Here is a 24,041-nt window from a genome sequence, read left to right on the forward strand (position 1 = left end):
ACCATGGAGAGTCTCAGGCTTCGGCGGCTTACTTGAGCCATGACAACTTTGGTGCTGGGCGGCACGGGCAAGACCGGCCGCCGCGTGGCGAACAGGCTCACCGTTCTCGACCACCCGTGGCGGATCGGCTCCCGCTCCGCGCGACCGTCCTTCGACTGGACCGACCGATCCACGTGGGCGCCCGCGCTGGACGGCGTCGACTCCGTGTACGTGACCTACTACCCCGACCTCGCCTTCCCCGGCGCCCTGGAAGACATCGACGCCTTCACCTCGCTCGCCGTGGCCGGCGGCGTCACCCGGCTGGTCCTGCTCTCCGGCCGGGGCGAGCCGATGGCCGAGGCGGCCGAGCGGGTCGTCCAGTCGTCCGGGGCCGACTGGACGATCGTGCGGTGTAGCTGGTTCATGCAGAACTTCAGCGAGGGCTACCTGCTGGACCCGGTTCTCGAAGGGGTGATCGCGCTGCCGATCGCGGACGTGCCCGAGCCGTTCGTGGACGTGGACGACATCGCGGACGTCGTGGTCGCGGCGCTGACCCAGAAGGGCCACGGCGGCAAGCTGTACGAGCTGACCGGGCCGAGGCTGCTCACCTTCGCGGACGTGGCCGCCGAGCTGTCCAAGGCGACGGGCCGGGACATCGTCTACGTGCCGGTGACGGCCGAGGAGTTCGCGGCCGGGGCCCGCGAGCAGGGCGTGCCGGAGAACGAGATCGAGGGGCTGAACGGGCTGTTCGCCGAGGTCCTGGACGGCCGCAACGCGCACCTCGCCGACGGCGTCCACCAGGCGCTCGGCCGGCCCGCCAGGGACTTCACCGACTACGCCACAGCGAACAAGGCGACCTGGACCGTGCGTTGACGCTGTGCGCTCAACGCACCACTTTGGCCGGATCCCAGCCGGGGCCGGGCACCGAGGCCAGCAGCAGGCGCGTGTAGGGGTGCTCGGGCTCGGCCAGCACCCGCTCGACCGGGCCCCGCTCCACGACCACCCCCCGATGCAGCACCAGCGTCTCCTCGCACAGGTGACGGACCACGGCCAGGTCGTGGCTGACGAACAGCAGGGCCACGCCCGCGTCGCGACGTACCTGGGCCAGCAGCTCCAGGATCTGGGCCTGGATGGACACGTCGAGCGCGGCCACGGCCTCGTCGAGCACCAGCACCGAGGGCTCGACCGCGAGCGCCCTGGCGATGGCGAGGCGCTGTCGCTGGCCGCCGCTCAGCTGGTGCGGGCGCGCGCCGGCCTCGCGGCTGCCCAGGCCCACCTGGTCGAGCAGCTCGGCGGCGCGGGCGGGCGGCTTGCCGTGCAGGCGGAGCGAGGTGTGCAGGCATTCGGTCGCTGTCAGCCGGGGGTCCAGCGAGAGGTAGGGGTCCTGGAAGACCATCTGGATCTCGCGGGCCCGGCGCAGCCTGGCCGCCCTGCCGCGCTCCTTCGGGCCGCGGGCGCGGCCGGCCACGGTGATCGTGCCGGAGTCGGGGGTGACCAGGCCGACGAGCATGCGGGCGATCGTGGTCTTGCCGGAGCCGGACTCGCCGACCAGCCCGAGCGAGCCGCCCGGCGCCAGCTCGAAGGAGACCTCGTCGGCGGCCACGGTGCCCTGGAAGGACTTGCTGAGCTTCTCAACGACCAGCATCAGGTCTCCCCCAGGTCTCGTACGGGCGGCATCAGGCCGTGGACGGCGGTCATCGGGCCTCCACGAGGCGGCAGGCGGCCGAGCCGCCCGCGACGGTCAGGGGCCGCGGCTGCCAGGCGTCGCAGTCGCCGGTGGCGTGCGGGCAGCGCGGCGCGAACGGGCAGCCGGTGAACGCGTCGTCGAGCGACGGCGGCCGGCCCGGAATGGGGCGGATCGGGCGCGGGTCGCCGAGCTCGGGTGTGCAGGCGAGCAGCCCGGCCGTGTACGGGTGCCGCGGGTCCGCGAACAGCTCCTTGGCCGGCCGCGACTCCACCACGGCGCCGGCGTACAGCACGTGCACCCGGTCGCAGTAGGCGGCGGCCAGGTGCAGGTCGTGCGTGATGAACAGCATGCCGAGCTCCCGTTCGGCCTGGATCCGGCGCAGCAGCGCGAGCGTCTCGGCCTGGGTGGTGACGTCGAGCGCGCTGGTCGCCTCGTCGGCCAGGAGCAGGGCCGGGTCGGCGGCCAGCGCGGCGGCGATGACCACGCGCTGGAGCATGCCGCCGGACAGCTCGTGCGGATACTGCCGCACGCACCGCTCGGGGTCGCGCAGGCCGACGGCGGCCAGCAGCTCCAGCGCCCGCGTACGGGCCTCGGCCTTGGACCGGCCCAGCGTGAGCACCATGCGTTCGGTGAGGAAGTCGCCGATCCGGCGTACCGGGTTGAGCGACGAGCGCGGATCCTGGTAGATCATCGACACCTGGGCGGCTCGCAGGTCCCTGAGCGCCGCGGGGCCCATCGAGAGCACGTCGTCGCCGGAGACCAGCACCCGGCCCGACACCCGCGCCCCCTGCGGCAGCAGGCGCAGCACCGCGCGGGCGATCGTGGACTTGCCCGAGCCGGACTCGCCGACCAGGCCGACGACCTCGCCCTTGCCGACGCTCAGCGACACCTCGCGCAGGATCGGCCGTCGGCCGCCCGCCTCGATAGTGAGGTCCTCCACGGAGAGCAGCATCAGATTCCCCTCACGCCCATGCGGTCGGCGAGCCGTACGCCGATCACGTTGAACGACACGACCACCAGGGCGATGGCCGCGCCGGGCACCAGCACGGGCAGGAAGGCGCCCTGTACGATCGCCGGCTGCCCCTCCTTGACCATGAGGCCCCAGTCGGACGACGGGGGCTGCGCGCCGAACCCCAGGAAGCTCAGCGTGGCCAGGCTCATCAGCCCCTCGCCGAACAGCACCACGAGGTAGCCGACGATCGAGCGCCCCATGTTCGGCACCAGGTGGCGCACGCAGATCGCCAGCCCGCCCATGCCCTGCACCCGATAGGCGTCGATGTACGGCTTGCCGCACTCGGCCAGCGCGACGCTCCTGGTGTACTTGGCGATCGTCGGCGCGTAGGCCAGGCCCAGCGCGATGACCGCCGTGGTCATGCCGTTGCCGAAGACGGCCACGATCAGCACCACGGACAGCAGCCCGGGGAAGGCGTACATCACGTCGGTCACCCTGGACACCACCGCGTCGACCCAGCCCCGGTGCCAGGCGGCCAGCGTGCCCAGGGCGACGCCGAGGGCCGAGGCGATGGCGAGCAGCAGCAGCGGGCCGACCAGCGAGGTGCGGGCGCCGTACAGGATGCGGGTGAGCAGGTCGCGGCCCGACTGGTCGGCGCCGAGCAGGTGCTCGGGCGAGACCGGCGCGAGCGAGGCGCCGAAGTCGACCGCGTCCGGCTCGAACGGCGTGACCAGTGGCGCGCACACCGCGCCGACCACGACCAGGCCGAGGAACGCGGTGGCGAGCAGGTAGCCGAGCGGCCGGACCGGTCGCGGGGACAGCGTGGCAACGGCAGTCATGCCCGCCTCCTTGCTCGGGGGTCGATCAGCGGCTGGACCAGCTCCACCAGCGTGGTCACCACGATGTAGGCGGTGACCATGAGCAGCAGCACCGCCTGCGTCACGGGGAAGTCGTGCGTGTTGATCGCGTTGACCAGCAGCGAGCCGATGCCGCTGAGGCCGAACGCGGTCTCCACGGTCACCGTCCCGGCGAGCATCCCGGCGGTCACCAGCCCGCACATGGTCACGATCGGGCCCAGCGCGCCACGGAAGACGTGCCTGACCACGATCAGCCGCTCGGACAGCCCGGAGGCGCGGGCGACGGTCACGTGGTCGAGTTCGCGCTGTTCGACCATGGCCTGCCTGGTGACCCGGCTGATGATCGCCAGCGCGCCGAGCGCCAGCGTCACGGCCGGCAGGGTCAGGTGCCAGAGTGAGCCGCCGCCCATGACGGGGAACCAGCCGAGCCGGACGCCGAACAGCGAGATCAGCACGGTGGCCACCACGAACGGCGGCACGGAGGTGGCGAACGTCGTGCCCGCCACCACCGCCGCGTCGGTCCGTCCGCCGCGTACCGCCGCCAGCATGCCCAGCGCGATGCCGAACACCACGAACAGCACGGCCGCGTAGGCGACCAGCCCGAGCGTGCTCGGCAACCGCGCCGCCAGCAGGTCGCCCACCTGGTCGTTGTACTGCGTGGACCGGCCCAGATCGCCCGTCACCGCGTCGCCGAGCCAGCGCCCGAACTGGACGAGGAACGGGTCGTCCAGGTGGTACTGCGCGCGGACGGCCGCCAGGTATTCGGGCGTCAGGTTCTCCTTGCCGCCCGCCAGGAACGTCACCGGGTCGCCGGGCGCCGCGTACGACGCCCCGAAGATGACGAACGAGGTGACCAGCAGCGTCGCCAGAACCCCCGTCAGCTTGCGGACCATGCTCAGCCCTTGGCCCCGAGGTCGGCGGCCCATGGGTAGCCCATGTAGACCTGGGAGGCGGGCGGGCCGGTCACCTTGCCGCCGAGCACGACCGCGGACGGCACCTCGACGAGCGAGATCCACACCATGTCGGCCGTGAACCGCTGCTGCAGGTCGATGACGTCCTTGGCGCGCTGGGCGTCGTCCGTGCTCGCCAGCGCCTTGGCGACGAGCGCGTCGTATTCGGGCGAGCTGAAGCCGACCCAGTTGTTGGCCGAGCCCGTCAGGCCGTTGTCGTAGAAGCCGATCGGGTCGGACTTGGTGATGTACCAGTCGTCGGGCACCAGGTCGACCTGGGCGCGCAGCGACTTGTCGGTGTAGAAGCTGCCGAACTCCGACGGCGGCACGGTCTTGATCTGCGCGGTGAGCCCGATCTTCTTGGCCGCGTCGACGACCGCGTTGGCGATCACCGTACGGGTCTCGTCCCCGTTGGTGGCCACCACGATCGGCTCCTTGGGCGTGCCGGCCTCCTGGACCAGCTTCTTGGCCTCGTCGAGCGACGGCGTCTCGGGCGCGCCGGACAACTGGTCGTAGGCCGTCTGGAACGCCTGCTTCTCGTACGACCAGGCGCCCGCGCCCACCGGCACCTTCCACGGCCTGGCCAGCCCGGCGAACCCGGACTTGGCGATGCCCGCCCGGTCGACCGCCAGCGACAGCGCCCGGCGGATCTTCGGGTCCTTCATCACGCCGCGGTCGGTGGGCAGCAGCACGAACACCCGCGTGGTGGGCCCATAAGCGACATTGACCGCCTGGTTAGCCTGCAGCGCGACCGCCGGGCCGGTGTCGGAGAGGTAGGCGCCGTCGGCCGCACCCGTCGTCAGGCTGTTGACCAGCGCGGTGTCGCCGGCCCATTTGAAGGTCACCGTCTTGGTGAGCGGCTTGACGTCCTTGTTCCAGTAGGCGTCATAGCGCTCGATGGACAGCTCGGTGCCCGACTTCCAGTCCTTCACCTGGTACGGACCGCTGCAGGCGTCCGGGTTGCCCGGCGTCCCGTACTCCTTGCCGAGCTTGTCCACGACCTTCTGGTTCAGCACGATGCCGCCGCCGCCCGCCATGGCCTGGACGAAAAGGGCGTTCGGCTTCTTGAACGCGATCGTGACCTGGCCCTCGCCGGACTTGCTGATCGACTCGACGTCCTCGAACTCGTCGGACTCGTCCATGCCCTCGCCCGAATGCCGCTTCAGGCTCCACACGACGTCCTCGGCGGTGACCGGCGAGCCGTCGTGGAAGGTGGCGTCCTTGCGCAGGGTCATGACCATGGTCTTGGGGTCGGGCTGGTCGACCTTCTCGGCCAGCCACGGCTTGACCGTCATGTCGGGCTGCGTCTGCATGAGCCGCTCGCAGACGTTGGCCAGGATCGTGCGGTTGTCGGTGTTGCCGTCGATGTCCATGTCCAGCGTGCCCGGTTCCTCGTCGAGCAGCCAGGTGGCCGAGTCGAGCGCGCCGGTCGCCTTGGCCGTCTGGTTCACCAGCGTGAGCTTGGCCGGGTCGGGCGCCTTGGTCGTGGCGGCCGGGCCGCCGCACGCGGCGGTGAGACCGAGCAGCCCGGCCACAGCGAGTGTCTTCTTCACAACGTCTCTTCTCCGTGCGGTCCGTCGTAGAGGTTCCAGGGCACGCGCTCGTACTCGTGGTCGCAGGGCGTGCCGGCGGCGATGAAGTAGTCGCCCGTGGTGAGGTCGACGCAGTTCGACAGCAGGGTGGCCCACTGCTTGACAGGGGGCTGGCTCTGGTCCGGGTGGGTGCAGAGCGACTCGGGGTAGCCGAGGTGGTCGGACATGGCGTGCCTGATCAGCTTGCGCGCCTCGTCGCTGCCGGACGCGTGGCGTACGGCGCGCAGCCCGCCCTCCGCGCGCGGCACCCGGAACAGCGAGTCGGCCGAGCCGGGGCGGTAGGTGGCGGCGAGCTGGGGCGGCATGAACGCCTGGTAGTGGTTGCCGTGCACGAGCAGCCCGTCGGTGGGATACATCCAGCCGACGGCGCCGGGCGTGGTCTCCAGGTCGATCGCGAAGCCGGCGCGGTGGGTGACCAGCGCGTTGCTGGCGATGTGGGCCCGCGACTTGGTCAGCGCCTCCAGCGCCGAGTTGAGGTCGGCGCTGTCGAGGACCCGGCGCCTGATCAGCGTCTGCGGCACGCCGATCGCGTCGTCGAAGCGCCCGCCGAGCCCGTTGGCGTTGAGCGCGATGCCCGCCGAGTTGGCCCCCTGCCGCCCGACCTGGCCCGCCTCGACGTGCATGATCACGGTGGGCTTGCCCGGCTGAACCACCCTGAGCACCATGACCGTGTCGGCCACGCCGGCCCGCCAGTCCCAGTTCTGGCCCGCGTAGACGTGTCCGTCGCCGGACGCCTGCTCCATCAGGGCGAAGGAGGTGCACCCGTCCGGCTCCATGGAGTTGAACGTGGTGTCGTAGATGATCTCCCCGCGGGCGTTCAGCGCGACGATGTCGAGGAACTCGACGCCGGCGCCCTCCGCGATGCCCTCCATCTCCTCGACCAGGTCGGGGGCGAACGCCTTGCTCGGCTCCACCCAGCGCGCCGCCCGCTGCGTCACCTGTGGCCAATCCAGGCCGCTGGAGTGGGCGAACGCCTCGGCGTAGAAGGCCAGCGCGCGGTGGATCCGTTCGCGGGCCTGCTCGCCGTACTGACGCCCGCGTTCTCGCGGACCTCCGGCGATCTCGACGAGGGGCAGGGAAGTGAGGCTCAATGGTGCTCCTTGGACCGGCCGATGCCTGTAACGTTCATTTCAGTGAGGCAACGAGTCCGTAGCGGTCGTTTCCAGGAAAGAGTAATGAGCGCTACACAGGAGTCAAGGTTCGTAATGGAAAATTCACACAGTCCGATCGAGCAGCTCAGGAGCACGGTGAAGCAGCTCTGGGACGAGCTGTCTCCCGCCGAGCGAGCCGTGTGCCAGTTCTTGATCTCCGCTGCGCCCGAGCAGATCCTCTTCTCCAGCGCGCAGGAGCTGGGCACGGCCTCCGGCACGAGCAACGCCACCGTGATCCGCACCATGCAGCGGCTCGGCTTCGGCGGGCTGCCGGGGCTGAAGCGGGCGCTCGCCGGTGAGTTCACCTCGGCCGTGGCGCCCGACGTACGCATGCGGCAGCGCATCAGCCATGTCGGCCACGACCTGTCGGCGATCTGGGACCGGGTGTTCGACGAGGCCCGCGAGCGCCTCGACCATTGCCGCCGGCTCTATGACGCCGAGGCGTTCCAGCGCGCGATCGAGGTGATGGCCCCAGCGAGCGCGGTGCTCGTCTACGGCGCGGGCGCCTCCGAGCCGTCGGCCCGCTATTTCGCGCTCAAGCTGGGCCGTCGTGGTCACCGGGCCCGCGCGGTCTCGGCCACCGGCTTCGCGCTGGCCGACGACCTGCTCTCGCTCCAGCACGGCGAGGCCGTGGTCATCTTCCAGCCCGGCCGCAAGCTCAGGGAGCTCACTGTCCTGATCGACCGCGCGCACGCGGTGGGCGCCGGCGTGATCCTCATCTCGGACGAACTGGGCGGCACCTTCGCCGACCGGGTCGACGCCGTACTCGCCGCTCCCCACACGCCCACCGGCATCAGCGCCGAGCCGCTGACCGGCATCATCGTGGCCGACGCGCTGCTGCTGGCGCTCGATTCGCTCGACGAGAGCCGTTCGGTCGAGCATTCTCACCAGCTGACCTCGCTCCGCGAGCAACTGCTGGGCCCCCGTATCCGCTAGCCTCGCCTCGTCACTTACGCGGGTATGGGGAAGGTGTAGCCGTGATCGGCTGGTTCGAAGCGGCGGTGCTGGGGCTGATTCAGGGCCTCACGGAGTTCCTACCGATCTCCTCCAGCGCCCATATTCGCGTGGTGTCCGCGTTCTTCAAGTGGCCGGATCCCGGCGCCGCGTTCACGGCGGTGATCCAGCTCGGCACCGAGACGGCCGTCCTGATCTACTTCAGGAAAGAGATCTGGGAGATCATCTCCACCTGGACCCGCGCCCTGTGGACGCCCGAGCTGCGCAGCCACTACGCCGCCCGCATGGGCTGGTATGTGATCATCGGATCCCTGCCCATCGGCATCCTGGGCCTGGTGTTCAAGGACCAGATCGAGACGGTCTTCCGCGACCTGCGCCTGGTGGGCACCACGCTGATCGTCTTCGGCATCATCCTCTGGTTCGCCGACTACACCGCCCGCAACAGGCTCACGCTGGAGAAGCACCTGAGCTTCACGCACGCCATCGTCTACGGCTTCGCGCAGGCGCTGGCGCTGATCCCCGGCGTCTCCCGCTCCGGCGGCACGATCACGGCGGGCCTGCTGCTGGACTATCGGCGCGAAGACGCCGCCAAATACTCCTTCCTGCTGGCCATCCCCGCGGTCCTGTCATCGGGCCTGCTGGAGATCGTCCAGATCGGCGGGGACAAGGCTCCGGCCTGGGGCCCGACGATCCTGGCGACGGTCATCTCGTTCATCGTCGGATATGCGGCGGTGGCCTGGTTCCTGAAGTACATCAGCCAGCACCGCTTCACCGGGTTCGTCATCTATCGCATCCTGCTCGGGCTGTTCGTCATCCTCGCGGTCACCCTCGGCTGGATCCCCGCCCAGGGCTGATCCGTCACCGGCGGATGCGATGAGCCGCCTGGTGGGAGCTCGTACGGCGGCGGGGCAGCGCCAGGAGGATGACCCCGAGCAGCGCCCACGCCGCCAGCACCCCGAGCGGCGTCCCCAGCGCGGCCCCGTCGAAGTAGACGGTGTTGCGCACCACCTCGCTCCCCGGTTCGACCGGCAGGAACCGGCCGATCGCGGCGTACCACTCGGGAATGAACCGTGCCCCGATCGGGCCGCCGCTGGCCGGTAGCCCGATCGGGATGAACAGCAGCGCCGCCAGCACCAACCCCACGGTGCCGACGGTCTTGAGCAGGCCCGAGACGACCAGCCCGATGGTCAGCACGATCCCCGCCGACACCACGACCAGCCAGCCGTATCTACCGGGCAGGGCGCCGAGCACCACGTCCGCGAGCCAGGCATTGACCGAGGCCGCCACCAGGGCGCCCGCCACCATCACCCCGACCCGCAGAGCCGGGCCGTGGCCGGGCGCGACCTTCGTGAGCAGCAGCGCCATCGCGAGGCCGGGCAGCACCAGGCTGAGCACGTAGAACATGCCGGACGTGCCGCCCACGTCACCGGCGGCGAGCGGCACCGCGTCCTCCACCCGCAGCGCCCGGCCCTGTGCCTTCTCAGCGGCTTGGAAGGCCCCGGTGATCGCGGCGGCGCCCGCGCGCCCGCCCGCGCTGGCCACCACGAGCCTGCCCTCTTGCGGGACCAGGACCGCGTCCACCTCCCGGCCGAGCAGGGCCTCGTGGGCGACGTCGACGGAGGTGTATTCCCGCAGGTCGAAGCCGCCGGGTTTGTTGTCTTCCATGGCCCCCGACAGCTGGTTCACCAGCGTGTCCGGCCCGACCACCGCTACTGGCACCCCGTGCGGCTCCGGCTCGAAGAACGTCCCGAGGAACGATCCGGAGAAGAGCATGCCGAGCAACGAGACCCCGACGAGCACGCCGATGATCTTCTTCATAGAGATTCACTGCCTGTTGACTTCATCACTGTTGAATTCATCGCCGTCGAATTCTACATAGATGAATTTCCGTAGTTGAATGGCCCCATGGCCGAAGAACGCGGAAGGCGCCCGGGAAGCCCCCCGACCAGGACCTCGATCCTGGAGGCCGCGGTCGCCGCCTTCACCGCGCAGGGCTACGGGCAGACCACGATCAGGGCCGTGGCCCGCGCGGCGGGCGTCGATCCGGCGCTGGTGATGCACTTCTTCGGGAGCAAGGAGGGGCTGTTCCGCGCGGCGATCGAGCACAGCATGCCGGTCAGACTGATGGCCGAGGCCCTCGACGGCGACCCGGAGCACATAGGCGAGCGGCTGGTGACCAGATATCTGTCGCTCTGGGAGCATCCCGCGCACGGCCCGCGGCTGACCGCCATCCTGCAGGCGGCCGCCGCCACCCCGGCCGCAGCCGACCTGGTGACGAACCTCACGCGGGTGGATCTGCTCGGGCCGCTCGCCGAGCGGCTGCCCGGCGACCACGCCGAGACCCGCGCGCTGCTCGCCGCGTCGCAGCTGGTCGGCATGGCCATGTTCCGCTATGTGCTCAAGGTCGATCCGCTGGCCTCGCTGCCCGTGGGCCGGGTGGCGGCCCTGGTGGCGCCCAACGTACAGCGCTATCTGACCGGCACGCTCTCCCTCGACGAGCTGACCGTCTCCGGCCGGTAGGTCACCAGTGTGAAGACCAGCGCCAGCAGCGCGAGCCCGGTGGCCAGCACGATTACGCCCGGCCTGCCATACCCGTCGAGCGCCAGGCCTCCGGTGATGCCCGCCACGAACAACCCGACGTACTGCGCCGAAGACAGCAGTCCGAGACCGATCGGCACGTTGTGCGGCACGGCGGCGACGGTCCTGTACTGCTGCGCCGGCGCGACCACCCACCCGAGCGCGCCCCAGCACAGCGCCCACACCAGGGCGACCGGCAGGGCGAGGTTCGCGACCGGGATGAGCGCCAGGAACACCGTCGAGGCCGCCATGCCGATCAGCACCATCCGCCGCGGCCCGAACTTGTCGGTGAACCGCCCGCCGACCTGGTTGCCCACGACCCCGCCGATCCCCCATGCCCACAGCACGGCCGGCAGCGGCAGGTCGAACAGCGAGCCGATATAGGTGTAGGCGGCGAACCCGGCCGCGAACATCAGCAGCTGAGTCACCAGCACCGCCAGCACCCGCCGGTCGGCCAGCGGGGCGAACCGTTCGGCCAGCCGCCCCGTGGTCTCGATCATGACATCGGGCACCACGGCGGCCACCCCGACGAGGCCGAGCACACCGAGCGCGACCACGAGCCAGATCGTGGCCCGCCAGCTCAACGCGGACCCGAGCCAGGTGCCCAACGGCACGCCGATCGCCGACGCGACGCTCAGGCCGCCCATCACCAGCGCGAGCGCGCGACCACGACGTTCGGGCGAACTCAGCGCCGTGGCGACGCCGGAGGCGGTCGGCGTGAACATCGCCGCACCCGCCGCCGCGACCACGCGGGTGACCATCACCAGCGGGTACGTGGGCGCCAGCGCGGTCAACGTGTTGCCCAGCACGAACACGGCCAGCGCGATCAGCAGCACCCGCCGACGCGACAACCGCGCGGTCAGGGCGGCCAGCACCGGCGACAGCAGCGCGTAGGCCAGCGCGAACACGGTCATCAGCTGGCCGGCCGCCGATAACGAGATATGCAGATCATGTGAAATGGGCGCCAGCAGCCCGGCGGTGACGAACATGCCGGTGCCGACGGCGAAATTCCCGAGCGCGAGAGGGTAGAGCCGACTGCTCACCGAGCCTCCTTCAGTTTGATGTCCATCAAACTGGACTATCGTTGGATTGTTGTCAAACAATGCGACGGAGGTAAGGTCGGACCATGCGCCTGCTTCCACATCCGGCCACTGCCGACATCCAGCTCACAGAGGTGTTGCGGGCGCTGTCCGATCCCATACGCATGGAGATCGTCATCCGGCTGGCCAGCCGCGGCGAGATAACCTGCACCGAGGCGTGCGACGACCTAGGCGTCCACAAGTCGACGGCCTCGCACCACTACCGGACGCTGCGCGAGGCCGGGGTGATCATGTCCAGGCAGGAGGGGCGGCTGAAGTACATCAGCCTGCGGCGCGACGGCCTCGACACCCGCTTCCCCGGCCTGCTCGACGCGATCCTTTCGGCGGCTCATGTCCTCGTCTGACGCTTCGCCTCCGTCTGACGGGCTACCCCCTTTTGGGCTGCTTCCGTCTGACGGGCTGCCCATCCGGCATGTCCTGCCGGAGCTGCTCGGTGTGCTCGACCGCGCGGGGGCGGCCGTCCTGACCTCACCGCCCGGCACGGGCAAGACCACCGTCGTCCCGCTCGCCCTGGCGGAGGCCGGGCTGCGGGTGCTGGTGGCGGAGCCGCGGCGACTGGCCGTACGCGCGGCGGCCAAGCGGATGGGCGTCAGCTACACGATCCGCGGCGAACGGCACACCGGCGCGAACCCCCTGGTGGAGGTCGTCACCACCGGCGTGCTTCTACAGCGGCTCCAGCGCGACCAGGAGCTGGCCGGGGTGGACGTGGTGATGCTCGACGAATGCCACGAACGCCATCTCGACGCCGACACCGCGCTCGCTTTCCTGCTCGACGTAAGGGACACACTCCGGCCTGACCTGCGCCTCCTCGCCGCCTCGGCCACCGCGGACGCCGCTCCCTGGTCCCGCCTGCTCGGAGACGCGCCGATCGTGCGCGCGTCGGGGGCGACGCATCCCGTCGAGATCGTGTGGACGCCACCGATACGGCCGGTCGCCCCGCCGCACGGCCTCCGGGTCGATCCCGCGCTGCTCTCGCACGTCGCCCAGGTGGTACGGCAAGCGCTGGCGGAACGGGAGGGCGACATCCTGTGCTTCCTGCCCGGCACGGGCGAGATCGCCCGGGTGGCCGCACTGCTCGGCGACGCGCTCTCCGGCGACGGGTCCTCGGGCGGCGGGCCTTCCGGTGGCGGGCGCTCCGACGGCCCGCTCTCGGGCGGAGGGCGCTCCGGTGGCGGGTCCACAGGTAGCGGGCCCTCGGGCGGCGTCGAAGTGCTTCAGGTACACGGGCAGGCCCCGGCCCGGGTTCAGGACGCGGTGCTGTCGCCCGGGTCGCGGCGCAGGGTGGTGCTGGCCACGTCGGTGGCGGAGTCGAGCCTGACCGTGCCGGGGGTGCGGGTGGTGGTGGACTCGGGCCTGGCCAGGGAGCCGCGCACCGACCACGCCCGTGGGCTCGGCTCGCTCACCACCGTACGGGTCTCGAAGGCGTCGGCCGACCAGCGCGCCGGACGGGCCGGACGGGAGGCTCCCGGCACGGTGTACCGGTGCTGGACGGCAGCGGAGCACGAGCGGCTGGCCGACCACGCACGGCCGGAGATCGCCCTGGCCGACCTCACGGGGTTCGCGCTGCAGGCCGCCTGCTGGGGCGACCCGGACGCCTCGGGCCTCGCCCTGCTCGACCCGCCACCACCCGCCGCGATGACCGCCGCCACCCGCACCCTCCACACCCTGGGCGCCCTGGAACCGGCCCCCGGCACCACCACGCCCTCGTACGCGCCGGACGACATCACCGACCACGTGACCGGCGACGGCACCGACCGGATGATGTGGCGAGTGACCGCGCGGGGACGGCGAATGGCACTGGTCGGCGTACACCCGCGCCTGGCCAGAGCGCTACTCGACCTCGGACCGCGCGCCGCCGAGGTGGTGGCGCTCCTGTCTGACCAACTCCCCCGCGACGCGGGTGACGACCTCGTGGAGATCTGGCGCTCGGCCCGCCACGGCCGCGACGGCTTCACGGCCCGCTGGCGCCAGGAGGTCCGCCGCCTCACCAGAAGCACCCCATCCCAGGACCGGCCCACCCCACCAGACCGACAGGCCCCACCACCGGACGGACGGGAGATGACCGACGACGCCCTGGCCGGGCTGGCGGTGGCGTTGGCGTTTCCTGAGCGGGTGGCGCGGCGGCGGGGCGGTGGATATCTGATGGCGTCGGGCACCCAGGCGCAGTTGGCCGAGGGGTCGAGGCTCGGCGAGGCGAAGTGGCTGGCCGTGGCGGTGGCCGACCGTCCCACCGGCTCGGCGTCGGCCCGGATCCGCCAGGCCGTGGTGATCGACGAGGAGACCGCCAGGCTGGCGTTCCCGGTGACCACCGAGGAGGAGATCGCCTGGCGCACCCCGCCGGGCGAGCGCCGCGGCGACGTGTCCGCCCGCGTCGTCGAGCGGCTCGGCGCGATAGAGCTCTCCGCCGCCCCGCTCAAGAACGCCGATGTACGCGAGGCCATCCTGTACGGCCTGCGCACCGAGGACGTACTCACCTGGACCAAGGAGGCCACCGCCCTTAGGGACCGCCTGGCGTTCTGCCATCGCGAACTCGGCGACCCGTGGCTCCCGATGGACGACCTGGCGGAGATCGCCGAACGCTGGCTGGAGCCGGAGCTGTCCCGCGCCCGCCGCCGCGCCGACCTGGAGCGCATCGACGTGGCCACCGCCCTGAAGCGGCTGATCCCGTGGAGCCGGCGGCTGGACGAGGTGGCGCCCGAGCGCGTCGCGGTGCCCAGCGGCTCCCGCGTCCGCGTGGACTACTCGGGCGGGCAGCCGGTGCTGGCGGTCAAGCTGCAGGAGTTGTTCGGCTGGACGGAGACGCCGAGGATCGCGGGCGTGCCGCTCCTCGTACACCTGCTCTCCCCCGCCGGACGCCCGGTGGCGGTCACCGCGGACCTTGCGTCGTTCTGGCGCGAGGGCTACCGTGCGGTCCGCGCGGAGCTACGCGGCCGCTACCCCCGGCACCCCTGGCCGGAGGACCCGCTGACCGCGGCCCCTACCCGCCGCGCGAACCCAAGGTAACCCCTGCCGCCGGGGCCCCTACTGAGCCGGCTTCGCCTCGTCGGCCGCCCCGCCCTGCCCGCCGCAGAACACTTCATTGACGAGCTTGTCCACCAGCTTCTGGAAGTCCTTCGCCGGGCCCCTGGTGGCCTCGTCCACCCAGGTCACCGAGGCGGTCAGGGTCTTGCTGCCGTCGGGTGAGCTGTACATCAGCGCCCCGTAGCCGTGCGGCGGGCTGCCGTTGTGCTGGTAGACGGTGCCGCAGTTCGGGCCCAGGTCCTGCACGAACAGCCCGAAGCCGTAGTTGTACTTCCCGTACGGCTTGCGCATCTCGGCCAGCAGCGGCGCCGGCAGGAGCTTGCCGCCCATCAGCGCGGAGATGAACGTGTGGAGATCCTCGGTGGTCGAGATCAGGTCACCGGCGCCGGCCAGCAGGGAGAGGTTCTGGCGGGAGATGTCGACCGTCTTCCACTGGCCGGCTTCCTCGTAGCGGTAGTAGCCGTGGGCGTGCGGCCCGGGGAGCTCGGTCCGGTTGCCCGGCACCACGGTGCCCCGCAGGCCGAGCGGCCGCAGGATGCGCCGCCGCGCCTCCTCGGCGTAGGAGTGGCCGGTGACCTTCTCGATCAGCAGCAGGGCCAGCGTGTAGTTGGTGTTGGAGTAGTTCTGGTCCGTGCCCGGCTCGAACCGCGCGGGCTTGGACAGCGCGAGCCGTACCAGCTCTTCGGGCTGGTAGCTGTGGAACCGGTTGTCCAGCCACGCATCGCCCGTAGCGGGGATCCCCGGCACGACCGTCCCGTCGTCGTAGTACTCGCCGGTGTAGTTGAATAATCCGCTGGTGTGCTGCAGCAGCATCCGCACGGTGATCCGCTGGTCCAGCCCGAGCTCGGGCAGGTAGCCGGCCACCGGGGCGTCCAGGGCGATCTTGCCCTCGGCCACCAGCTGGAGCACCAGGGTCGCGGTGAAGGTCTTGGTGACGCTGCCCGCCCAGAACCGCCCGTTCGTCGGCGGTTTGGCGCTCTGGCCCAGCTTGCTCACCCCGGCGCTGCCGGCCCACTGGCCTCGCTCATCGTGCACGCGCACCTGCACCCCGGCGAAACCGGCGTCGATGAACGCCTGCGTGGCCTGCTGCAGCTCCGGGCGATCCTGCCTGACAGCGGCCTTCGGCACGGCCACGCTACCGGCCACGGCGGGCGTGGCCACCCCGGCGAGCAGCGCGGCCGCCAGCGCCGTGACCGCCACTCGCCGGAAGACCTTGGTCGCTGGTGGGGATTGCGTTTTCATGGTTGCTTGTCCTTCGGTGTCGTGGGTTGCGGGCGGTCCTACCGGGGGCGGACTCGGTGTCAGTCGTCGAGCGCCTGGTAGGTCGTGGTCCAGAAGTCGTGGATCAGCCGCGCCGGGTCCGGGACCGACATCCCGACCTGGGTGAGCAGGATGCCGGTGAGCTGGTTGACCGGGTCGGCGTAGGTCGAGGTGCCGGTTCCGCCGTCCCAGCCGAACTGGCCGATGGGTGCGTAGTCGCCGCGGTAGGTGCGCACCGCCATCCCCATGCCCCAGCCGCCGTGCTGCCCTTGGCCGAACGACACATGGACGTTGTTCTTGGCCAGGTCGTCTCGAGCGGCGTTCTGCTCGGGTGTGAGGCGATTGGTGGTCATCAGCTCGACGGCGGGCCGGGACAGGATCCGTTCGCCGCCGTGCATACCGTGATTGAGCAGCATCTGGAAGTAGGCGTGGTAGTCGTCGACGGTGGAGGCCACGTCGTTGGCGGCCGACTGGAACTCCCGAGGTTGGCTGTAGCGTCCCCCTTCGGCCTCGTCCCATACGGTGAACTCGCCGGTCTCCGGATCGGGGGCGTAGGTGGGCGGCAGCCGGTCGATCTTGTCGGCGGGCACGTGGAGACCGGTGTCTTTCATGCCCAGCGGGTCAAGGATGCGTTCGCGTAGAAACTCCTCGAACGGCCGGCCGGTGACCCTGGCGACGAGCACGCCGAGCACATCGATGCTGATGTGGTACTGCCAGCGCTCTCCGGGCTGGTGCATCAGCGGGAGTGTGCCGAGGCGGCGCATCCACTCGTCCGGGCCGGGCACCGGCCCTCCATGGCCGGTGAGCTCCAGCTCGAAAACTCTGCCCATGATCGGAAAGCTCATCGCCGTCAGATCCATGCCGAGCCCGAACGTGGAGGTCAGCAGGTCCCGTACGATGATCGGCCGCCGCGCCGGCACGGTGTCGTCCAGCGGGCTGTCGGGTCGCTTCAGCACCTGCCGGTCGGCGAGTTCGGGTAGCCACTCCTGTACTGGGTCGTCCAGCCGCAGCCGGCACTCATCGAGCAGGACCATGACCGGCGCGACCGTGAGCGGTTTGGACGTCGACGCCATCCGGAAGATCGTGTCCCGGCGCATCGGCGCGCCACCGTCATGACGCATCGTCCCGACCGCTTCGACGTGCGTCTCACCGCCCCGGCTGACCAGAGCGACCAGCCCGGGAATCTTCCCGGACTCGACATGCCGTGCCAGCATGTCGTGCAGTCTGCGCAGCCCTGCAGCGGAGAAGCCGCTGTTGCCTTTTTCCATCATGAATCTCCTTACGTTTAGTGTTTCGATCTGCCAGACGGGTCCCGGCGCGGCGCTTACGGCTTCGGCGAGCTGGGCCCGGTGGGCCGAGCCGCGGAAGTGTGACCGCTGAACCGTTCATGGCGTCCACCATCGCCGACCGCTCTGATACCGGGCCGTTGCCGTCCTGACGCGGCCGCTGACACGGCAGCACATGGTCGGAGGTGATGCCGGTGACGGTGAGCGACACGCCCAGGTCGGCCAGTCTGGGATCAGCCCGCGATCGGGGAGATCCACTCGGTGAGCTGGATCGCCACGCCGTTGGGGTCGGTGAGCCGCATCAGCAGCTCACCCCACGGCTCCCGCCGGAGCGGGATGGTGATGGTGGCGCCTTCGCGGCGTAGCCGCTCGTACTCGGCGGCGAGGCCGGTGACCGTGAACACCACGATGGCGTCCGCCAGTCCCTGTTCCGGTCGCCGCCGCTCGGGGTCGCGCTCCATCAGGATCAGGTCGACGGCCGCGTCGTCACGGCCCAGCGCGATGAACTCCTCGCCGACCAGGATTTCGCGGAAGCCGAGATGGCTGGTGAAGAACCGGCTGGAAGCGGCCGGATCGGTGACGGTCAGGGATATGGCGGAGGAGACGATGTTCACGCCACACCACCAGAAAATGACATATCCCGATTTACCTCCCGACGGGGCGTGTTCTTTGGATGGATCAAGCATCACGCCGGGCAGTGCCGCGGATCAACGGCGACTATCGCAACGGTCGTTAACCCGCGGTTGACGGTCTCAGCCGGGCACCGGTCCCAACCGGGCAGTGGTCCCTACCGGGCAGCGGTCCCAGCTCGCGCAGCACGCGTGCGAGGGCGCGGATGAGATCGTTCTCCGCATCGCCGCGGCACACCAGCCCGTGCGGAACACCGTTATCGGGGTGTTCACCGGCGCTAGAACTTCAGTTCGCCGACATCGCGAGCGGCCTGGGCGAAGGCACGAATGAGGTCATTCTCCGATGCGGTACTCCAGATGAGCGCCCAGCGCAGCGGTGGCGCGTCGCGAATGGGCACATGGGCCAGATCGGGTCGCGCATAGTAACGGCTGGAGTGACCGAAGACGGGTGAGACAGCCTCGCCGGCGGCCAGGATGGGGAGCATCTCCTCTCCGGTGGAGACGATCGGTCCGATCCGGATGGGGCGTCCACTTGGAGTCCGGGTGGGGACGAGCGCTTCGCGCCAGTAGCCGGGCTTGGCGCCGCCCATGACGATCTCGTCGCCCAGATCTTCGTAAGTCACCCAGGGTCGCCCGGCCAGCCGATGGCCGGCCGACATGGCCAGGAAGGCCGCTTCGGTGGAGACGATCGGACCCACCGTGAGGTCGCGCTCCTCGACCGGGAGCCAGGCGAGCAGAACATCGGCCTCCGCCGCGCGCAGAGGGCCGAAGGGATCGCTGAAGCTGACATAGCGGAGCTGGATCTCGCAGGTGGGCTGTCGGACCATGAACGCGTCGAAGAGGGGACGGAGTTCGGTGGTGTTGGTGCTGAGCATGCCCAGCCGCAGCACGTCGGTCTTGTTCTGCGCGGCCGACCTGGCCCGCCCCAGACTCTCGTGGAGCCTCTGGTATATCGGGCGCAGGTCATCGCGGAGCCGCTGGCCGGCGGGCGTGAGCATGACGGCGCGGCTGTTCCGCGCGAACAACTCCGTTCCGATACTGCGCTCTTGCTTCTTGATCGCCTTGCTGACCGCCGCCACGGAGACGCGCAGCCGCTCTGCCGCGCGGCCGAAGTGCAGCTCCTCGGCAAGGGTCAGAAAGATCTCAATGTCGCGCAGCTCCACACGACCCCTCTCGGCCGATCCCATCATCGAGACCGTTCATTCGGGGCGCAAGTATGACATGTCTGCCCTATTGGAGCGGTCACCGTGAGTATGAAGCGCTCCGCCGCGCCCGCGTCGTCTCCAAGGGCGGCGCGATGTCGCCGTAATCGTGTCCCTCGCAGGTGTGGTGGGCGGCCACGGTGTACCTGCGCGAGGGAGTACGGCTGGCCGCGGCCCATGACGAGGGCGGCGTCTCCTACCGTACGCTGCAACGGTGGTTGGCCGACTACTGGCGAGGCGGTCTTGACGCGTCGGACGAGCCAGGTGGAACGGAGCCGAGATGACCGATGACCGGCTGCTTGAGGCGGCGCGCAACAACGCCGAGTGGTGCGACGCGGTGTGCCGCTCGCACGGGTCCCCCGGCACGTTCAGCGCGCTGAGCTGGACCAACCCCGGCGTCAGCCCGACCTACTACCCCGACGCCATCACCCTCTTCCCGGAGGCGACGTGGGCCGACCTGCTGGCCGGGGTCGAGGGGAAGCGGAGCGCCTCGGTCAAGGACAGCTTCGCCGTGCTCCGGCCGCCGCCCGGGTGGGACCTGCTGTTCGGGGCCCAGTGGATCCATCGCCCCGCCCACAGAGCGACCGGCGAGGCCGTCACGCCCACGGCGACCGGCGAAGCCCTCACCCCAGCGGCTACCGGTCAGGCCACTGCCCCGGCCGGCGTGGCCATCGCCCCGGCCGCAACCGGGGACGTCATCGCCTGGGAGGCGGTCCGCGACGCGGGTACGCTCCGCGACTGGGAGCGCGCCTGTTTTCCGGCGGATGACGGCAACCTGTTCCGGCCGCCGCTGCTGGGCGAGGTCACCGTGCTGGCGGGCCGGATCGGTGGCGACATCGTGTGCGGGTCCGCGCTCAACGCGAGCGGCAGTGTCGTAGGTGTGTCGAACGTGTTCGCCCTCGGCTGCGATCTGAACGCCGCCTGGTCGGGCACGGTGGCGCTGGCGACCGAGCTGTTCCCCGGCCGCCCGTTGGTCGGCTACGAGACCGACCCGGCCCCCGCGTCCCGGCACGGCTTCACCCCGATCGGCCCGCTCCGGGTGTGGCTGAAGGCGTGACCCCGGACGCGCCGCCCTCGCCCCGGCGGCGCCGCAGCGGCCCTCAGCGCACGTCGCAGGGCCATGGACAGGCCGACAGCGCGCGTCACAGACGACCTCACAGCACGTCGTCCATGGTCGGGTTCGTCAGCACCTCGACCGTCTCCGACCCCACCCCCACATCCTTGAACCCGCTGGACGTGGCGACGCAGACCACCGGCCCGTCGAAGTCCCGCCCCAGCCTGCGGTAGGCGGCCAGCCCCGCCGCTCCCGACAGCTCCTGCCACAGCCCCTGCCTGGCCAGCGCCCGCTGCGCCGCCCGCATCTCCTCGTCGGTGACCAGCAGCGCCTCACCACCGCTGTCGCGCACCGCCCGTACGCCCCGGTGGCCGCCCACCGAGCCGCCGATGCCGTACGCGTCGGTGTGCCCGAGCGAGACGATCGCGGCCGGCGCCCCCGTGGCGATGGCCCGCGCGTGGGGACCGCCCGCGGCGGCCTCGCAGGAGAACATGCGCGGCGTCGTGCCCGCCAGCCCGAGCCGGCGCAGCTCGGTGAATCCCTTCCAGACCCCGTACAGCAGCTCCGCGTAGCCCGTCGGCGCGAACACCGCCGCCGGCACCCCGCCGAGCTGCAGGAACAGCTCGTACGCGATCGTCTTGTAGCCCTCGGCCCCGAACGGGTGCCCGGTGTGGGTGACGGTCAGGTTGCTGACCGGGTGGTAGCCGAGCCGGTCCACGATCTCGCGCATCAGCGGCCAGCGGGTTTCGACCGGCACGGCGAGCACCTTGGCCCCGTACGCGCGGACCAGCGAATGGACGGCGGGCGGCGCGTCGGCCGAGGCCAGCACGATGGCGGGCAGCCCGGCGCGGGCGGCGTACGCGGCGGCCGAGGCGCCGTGGTTGCCCGACGAGGCCACCACCACGCCGGGCGCCCCCGCGCCCACGGCCGCGCTGACGGCGACCCGGTTGAGCCGGTCCTTGTGCGACCAGGTGGGGTTGCGCGACTCGTCCTTGACGTACACGCCTTCCAGCGGGATCAGCGGCGTGCCGCCCTCGCCCAGCGTGGGCGCGTGCAGCGGCGGCAGCAGCGGCGACCAGCGCGCGAGGTCGGGGCCCGGCTCCTGCTCGAACAGGGTCGCGCTGACCCGGGCGTAGTCGTAGTCGACCTCGACCGGGTAGGCCAGCGAGGCGGTGCTCGTCGTCGGACAGCCGCGGGTCAGCGGCGGCCACAGCGGATACGTGATCGAGGGGTCGCCCAGGGAGCGCTGGCCGGTGGCCAGAGATGGTCCGTTCACGCGGACCAAGCGTAGACGGGCTATCATTGTGATATCACTTCGATAGCAAGGAGTCGGGATGGAACGATACGCCTTCCGCCTGAACGGTTTCCTGGTCCTCCTCGTCCTGCTGGTGCTCGCCGCCATAGCGGCCATCGGCTCGCCGCAGGTTCTGGGCATCGGGTGGATCGTCCTCTTCGCGCTGGTCGCCAGCGGGTTCACCGTGGTCAACCCGAACGAGGCGAAGGTGGTGCAGTTCTTCGGCCGCTACATCGGCACGGTCGAGGACGCGGGCTTACAGTGGGTGCTGCCGTTCACCAGCAAGACCACGATCACGCTCAGGGTCCGCAACTTCGAGACGGCCAAGCTCAAGGTCAACGACGCCGACGGCAACCCGGTCGAGATCGCCGCGGTGGTCGTCTACAAGGTGGACGACGCGGCCAAGGCCAAGTTCTCGGTGGACGACTATGAGGACTACGTCGAGATCCAGTCGGAGGCGGCCGTGCGCCACCTGGCCACCACACACCCCTACGACTCGCATGACCCCGGCCGCACCAGCCTGCGCGACGGCACGGAGGTGGCCGCCGAGCTCACCGCCGAGCTGCGCGAGCGCACCGAGCTGGCCGGGATCGAGGTGCTGGAAGCGCGCATCACGCACCTCGCGTACGCTCCCGAGATCGCCCAGGCCATGCTGGTCCGCCAGCAGGCCGCCCAGGTCGTGGCGGCGCGCACCCGAATCGTCGAAGGCGCTGTGGGCATGGTCCAGCTCGCGCTCGATAAGCTGGCCGCCGAGCAGGTGGTGGAGCTGGACGAGGAGCGTAAGGCGCAGATGGTCTCCAACCTCCTGGTCGTCCTCTGCGGCGACCGGGCTACCCAGCCGGTGGTGAACACCGGCAGTCTTTATGCCTGAGCGCAAGAAGCTCCTGCTGCGCCTCGATCCGGCCGTCTACGACGTCCTCGCCAAGTGGGCGGCCGACGATCTGCGCAGCGTCAACGCGCAGATCGAGTACGCGTTGCGGCTCGCGCTGAAGCAGGCCGGCCGGGAGCCTCGCAACGAAGGGTGAAAACCCGCACACTTTAAGCATGTTGTGGACAGGCAGGTCCGCCATCGAGATCGCGACGGCCGTACGCCAGGGTGAGGTCACGGCCGCGACCGTCGTCGAGGAACACCTTCACGCCATCGCCGAGCGCGATCCAGGAGTCGGGGCGTTCCGGCTGGTCAGGGAGCGGGCCCTGGACGAGGCGCGGGCCGTGCAGGAGCGCCGCGACCTGGCGGAGCTGCCGCTGGCGGGCGTACCCGTCGCGGTGAAGGACAACCTGGAGGTCGCGGGCGAGGCCACCCGCGGCGGATCCGCCGCGACGGCGGACACGCCCGCGCCCAAGGACCACGAGACGGTCAGCCGGCTGCGCGCGGCCGGCGCGGTGATCGTCGGCCTGACCAACCTGCCCGAGCTGGGCCTGGTCGCCTTCGGCGACAGCGCCTACGGCACCGTGCGCAACCCCTGGAACCTGGCCCGTACGTCCGGCGGCTCGTCGGCGGGCAGCGCCGCGGCGGTGTCGGCCGGGATGGTGCCGCTGGCCCTGGGCAACGACGGGATGGGCTCGCTGCGCATTCCCGGGGCCTGCTGCGGGGTGTTCGCCATCAAGCCGGGCACGGGCCTCGTACCACCGCCGACAGAGACGTGGGGCGGCCTCACCGAGAACGGCCCGCTGGCCAGGAACGTGCCCGACCTGGCCCTGATGCTCTCCGTCCTGGCCGCCGACGAGGGCCTGGCCGAGTCCTGGCGCGGCGGCGAACGGATCGAGCCCCGGCCGCGCATGCTCCGCTCGGTCTGGGCGGACGATGACGACGAGGTATGGGCGCCCCGGCCACCGCACGAGACCCCGGAGCCCTTCGACCTGCGCGTGGCCTACTCCCCGCAGCCGCTGCCGGTGGGCCTGCCGATGGACCGGGAGTTCCAGGCGGCGGTACGCGCGGCGGCCGAGACCCTCAGGATCGCCGGGCACACGGTCGTCGAGCACGACCAGCGTTTGCCGGCCGCGCTCGGTCCCGTCACGATCGCCACCTGGCTGACCCGCGCCGCCGGGGCGGCCGCCGGTCTCGACCGCGGGCGCCTGGAACCGCGCACCCGCGCGCTGGCCCGCGCGGGCCGGGTGCTCCACGCGCTCAGGCTGGACGGCGAGCGGGGTCGCGCCCGCTGGCACGGGTACGGCGCCGACCAGTGGTTCGGCGACGCCGACGTGCTGATCACGCCGACGCTGGCCCGGATCCCGCCGAAGGCCGACCGCTGGGGCGAACGCGGGCTCGCCCGCAACCTGCTGGCCAACGTCAGGTACGCGCCCGCCACCGGCGCCTGGAACATGTGCGGCTGGCCCGCGCTCACCGTCCCCATCGCCACCCACTCCAGCGGCCTGCCGATCGGCGTCCAGCTCATCGCCCCACCCGGCGGCGAGCCGCAACTGCTCGGCCTGGCCGCCCAGCTGTCGGCCGCCCACCCGCCGGTCCGGCCGCGCGGCTACTCAAGCTGACGGTCC

24 protein-coding genes are annotated in these 24,041 nt (G+C 71.0%); 11 read left to right on the top strand and 13 right to left on the bottom strand.

Going from position 1 to position 24,041, the window contains the following annotated elements:
- The first annotated feature begins 39 nt into the window (after positions 1 to 39).
- The gene (locus tag ACQP2T_RS57325; RefSeq protein ID WP_433513108.1) at positions 40 to 852 is read left to right on the top strand and encodes an NAD(P)H-binding protein; all 813 of its coding nucleotides are present in this window, start codon (positions 40 to 42) and stop codon (positions 850 to 852) included.
- A gap of 10 nt (positions 853 to 862) precedes the next feature.
- Here the strand turns inward: ACQP2T_RS57325 and ACQP2T_RS57330 are convergent, their stop codons facing one another.
- The 6 genes from ACQP2T_RS57330 to ACQP2T_RS57355 are packed head-to-tail and all read right to left on the bottom strand — an operon-like array spanning position 863 to position 7,108.
- Complete coding sequence (locus ACQP2T_RS57330) at positions 863 to 1,624, bottom strand: ABC transporter ATP-binding protein (protein WP_433513109.1); 762 nt, start codon at positions 1,622 to 1,624, stop codon at positions 863 to 865.
- A 49-nt stretch (positions 1,625 to 1,673) separates the two neighbouring features.
- Complete coding sequence (locus tag ACQP2T_RS57335; protein WP_433513110.1) at positions 1,674 to 2,618, bottom strand: ABC transporter ATP-binding protein; 945 nt, start codon at positions 2,616 to 2,618, stop codon at positions 1,674 to 1,676.
- On the bottom strand, positions 2,618 to 3,457 hold the full coding sequence (locus ACQP2T_RS57340) for an ABC transporter permease (protein WP_433513111.1): 840 nt from the start codon (positions 3,455 to 3,457) through the stop codon (positions 2,618 to 2,620). The genes ACQP2T_RS57335 and ACQP2T_RS57340 overlap by 1 nt, the downstream gene beginning before the upstream one ends.
- Positions 3,454 to 4,368: an ABC transporter permease gene (locus ACQP2T_RS57345; protein WP_433513112.1), complete on the bottom strand. Its 915-nt coding sequence runs from the start codon at positions 4,366 to 4,368 to the stop codon at positions 3,454 to 3,456. Before ACQP2T_RS57345 ends, ACQP2T_RS57340 begins: the two co-directional genes overlap by 4 nt.
- A gap of 2 nt (positions 4,369 to 4,370) precedes the next feature.
- A complete protein-coding gene (locus ACQP2T_RS57350) occupies positions 4,371 to 5,978 on the bottom strand; it encodes an ABC transporter substrate-binding protein (RefSeq protein WP_433513113.1) in 1,608 nt (535 codons plus the stop codon).
- Positions 5,975 to 7,108 carry a C45 family autoproteolytic acyltransferase/hydolase gene (locus tag ACQP2T_RS57355; protein ID WP_433513114.1) on the bottom strand — a complete coding sequence of 378 codons (1,134 nt, stop codon included), beginning with the start codon at positions 7,106 to 7,108 and terminating at the stop codon, positions 5,975 to 5,977. The genes ACQP2T_RS57350 and ACQP2T_RS57355 overlap by 4 nt, the downstream gene beginning before the upstream one ends.
- A 114-nt stretch (positions 7,109 to 7,222) precedes the next feature.
- Here ACQP2T_RS57355 and ACQP2T_RS57360 point away from each other — a divergent pair, with 114 nt between their 5' ends.
- Positions 7,223 to 8,104, top strand: coding sequence for a MurR/RpiR family transcriptional regulator (locus ACQP2T_RS57360; RefSeq protein ID WP_433513115.1), 882 nt, complete (start codon positions 7,223 to 7,225; stop codon positions 8,102 to 8,104).
- Positions 8,105 to 8,145: 41 nt separating this feature from the next.
- Positions 8,146 to 8,976 carry an undecaprenyl-diphosphate phosphatase gene (locus tag ACQP2T_RS57365; protein ID WP_433513116.1) on the top strand — a complete coding sequence of 277 codons (831 nt, stop codon included), beginning with the start codon at positions 8,146 to 8,148 and terminating at the stop codon, positions 8,974 to 8,976.
- Between the two features lie 4 nt (positions 8,977 to 8,980).
- Here ACQP2T_RS57365 and ACQP2T_RS57370 read toward each other — a convergent pair whose 3' ends face one another.
- Entirely contained in the window at positions 8,981 to 9,940 is a 960-nt protein-coding gene (locus tag ACQP2T_RS57370) for a hypothetical protein (protein ID WP_433513117.1), read from the bottom strand.
- Between the two features lie 87 nt (positions 9,941 to 10,027).
- Between ACQP2T_RS57370 and ACQP2T_RS57375 the strand changes: the two genes are divergently transcribed.
- Positions 10,028 to 10,642: a TetR family transcriptional regulator gene (locus ACQP2T_RS57375; RefSeq protein ID WP_433513118.1), complete on the top strand. Its 615-nt coding sequence runs from the start codon at positions 10,028 to 10,030 to the stop codon at positions 10,640 to 10,642.
- On the opposite strand, the gene ACQP2T_RS57380 is transcribed toward ACQP2T_RS57375, so the two are convergent.
- The gene (locus tag ACQP2T_RS57380; protein WP_433513119.1) at positions 10,591 to 11,742 is read right to left on the bottom strand and encodes an MFS transporter; all 1,152 of its coding nucleotides are present in this window, start codon (positions 11,740 to 11,742) and stop codon (positions 10,591 to 10,593) included. The two genes, ACQP2T_RS57375 and ACQP2T_RS57380, sit on opposite strands and share 52 nt — an antisense overlap.
- Positions 11,743 to 11,825: 83 nt before the next feature.
- Here ACQP2T_RS57380 and ACQP2T_RS57385 point away from each other — a divergent pair, with 83 nt between their 5' ends.
- Positions 11,826 to 12,143: an ArsR/SmtB family transcription factor gene (locus tag ACQP2T_RS57385; protein WP_433513120.1), complete on the top strand. Its 318-nt coding sequence runs from the start codon at positions 11,826 to 11,828 to the stop codon at positions 12,141 to 12,143.
- Positions 12,130 to 14,802 (top strand): ATP-dependent RNA helicase, encoded by a 2,673-nt coding sequence (locus ACQP2T_RS57390; RefSeq protein WP_433513121.1) that lies wholly within the window; start codon positions 12,130 to 12,132, stop codon positions 14,800 to 14,802. The genes ACQP2T_RS57385 and ACQP2T_RS57390 overlap by 14 nt, the downstream gene beginning before the upstream one ends.
- A gap of 18 nt (positions 14,803 to 14,820) precedes the next feature.
- Here the strand turns inward: ACQP2T_RS57390 and ACQP2T_RS57395 are convergent, their stop codons facing one another.
- The 4 genes from ACQP2T_RS57395 to ACQP2T_RS57410 form a co-directional block, all read right to left on the bottom strand.
- Positions 14,821 to 16,062 carry a serine hydrolase domain-containing protein gene (locus ACQP2T_RS57395; RefSeq protein ID WP_433513122.1) on the bottom strand — a complete coding sequence of 414 codons (1,242 nt, stop codon included), beginning with the start codon at positions 16,060 to 16,062 and terminating at the stop codon, positions 14,821 to 14,823.
- A gap of 59 nt (positions 16,063 to 16,121) precedes the next feature.
- A complete protein-coding gene (locus ACQP2T_RS57400; RefSeq protein WP_433513123.1) occupies positions 16,122 to 17,351 on the bottom strand; it encodes a serine hydrolase domain-containing protein in 1,230 nt (409 codons plus the stop codon).
- A 248-nt stretch (positions 17,352 to 17,599) separates the two neighbouring features.
- Positions 17,600 to 17,980, bottom strand: a complete 381-nt coding sequence (locus tag ACQP2T_RS57405; RefSeq protein WP_433513124.1) for a VOC family protein — start codon at positions 17,978 to 17,980, stop codon at positions 17,600 to 17,602.
- 293 nt (positions 17,981 to 18,273) lie between these two features.
- Positions 18,274 to 19,158, bottom strand: coding sequence for a LysR family transcriptional regulator (locus tag ACQP2T_RS57410; protein WP_433513125.1), 885 nt, complete (start codon positions 19,156 to 19,158; stop codon positions 18,274 to 18,276).
- 179 nt (positions 19,159 to 19,337) lie between these two features.
- On the opposite strand from ACQP2T_RS57410, the gene ACQP2T_RS57415 reads away from it, so the two are divergent.
- A complete protein-coding gene (locus ACQP2T_RS57415) occupies positions 19,338 to 19,481 on the top strand; it encodes a helix-turn-helix domain-containing protein (RefSeq protein ID WP_433513126.1) in 144 nt (47 codons plus the stop codon).
- Positions 19,478 to 20,254 carry a hypothetical protein gene (locus ACQP2T_RS57420; protein WP_433513127.1) on the top strand — a complete coding sequence of 259 codons (777 nt, stop codon included), beginning with the start codon at positions 19,478 to 19,480 and terminating at the stop codon, positions 20,252 to 20,254. Before ACQP2T_RS57415 ends, ACQP2T_RS57420 begins: the two co-directional genes overlap by 4 nt.
- Before the next feature lie 97 nt (positions 20,255 to 20,351).
- On the opposite strand, the gene ACQP2T_RS57425 is transcribed toward ACQP2T_RS57420, so the two are convergent.
- Positions 20,352 to 21,527 (bottom strand): threonine synthase, encoded by a 1,176-nt coding sequence (locus ACQP2T_RS57425; protein WP_433513128.1) that lies wholly within the window; start codon positions 21,525 to 21,527, stop codon positions 20,352 to 20,354.
- A gap of 58 nt (positions 21,528 to 21,585) precedes the next feature.
- On the opposite strand from ACQP2T_RS57425, the gene ACQP2T_RS57430 reads away from it, so the two are divergent.
- From ACQP2T_RS57430 to ACQP2T_RS57440, 3 genes are read left to right on the top strand one after another with little or no spacing between them, the layout of a single operon-like run.
- Positions 21,586 to 22,416, top strand: coding sequence for an SPFH domain-containing protein (locus ACQP2T_RS57430; RefSeq protein ID WP_433513129.1), 831 nt, complete (start codon positions 21,586 to 21,588; stop codon positions 22,414 to 22,416).
- The gene (locus ACQP2T_RS57435; RefSeq protein ID WP_433520012.1) at positions 22,409 to 22,570 is read left to right on the top strand and encodes a hypothetical protein; all 162 of its coding nucleotides are present in this window, start codon (positions 22,409 to 22,411) and stop codon (positions 22,568 to 22,570) included. Before ACQP2T_RS57430 ends, ACQP2T_RS57435 begins: the two co-directional genes overlap by 8 nt.
- A gap of 19 nt (positions 22,571 to 22,589) precedes the next feature.
- Complete coding sequence (locus tag ACQP2T_RS57440; RefSeq protein WP_433513130.1) at positions 22,590 to 24,035, top strand: amidase; 1,446 nt, start codon at positions 22,590 to 22,592, stop codon at positions 24,033 to 24,035.
- The last annotated feature ends 6 nt before the right edge of the window (positions 24,036 to 24,041 follow it).

The sequence above is a fragment of the Nonomuraea sp. CA-143628 genome (genome assembly GCF_050942315.1).
GTDB lineage: Bacteria > Actinomycetota > Actinomycetes > Streptosporangiales > Streptosporangiaceae > Nonomuraea.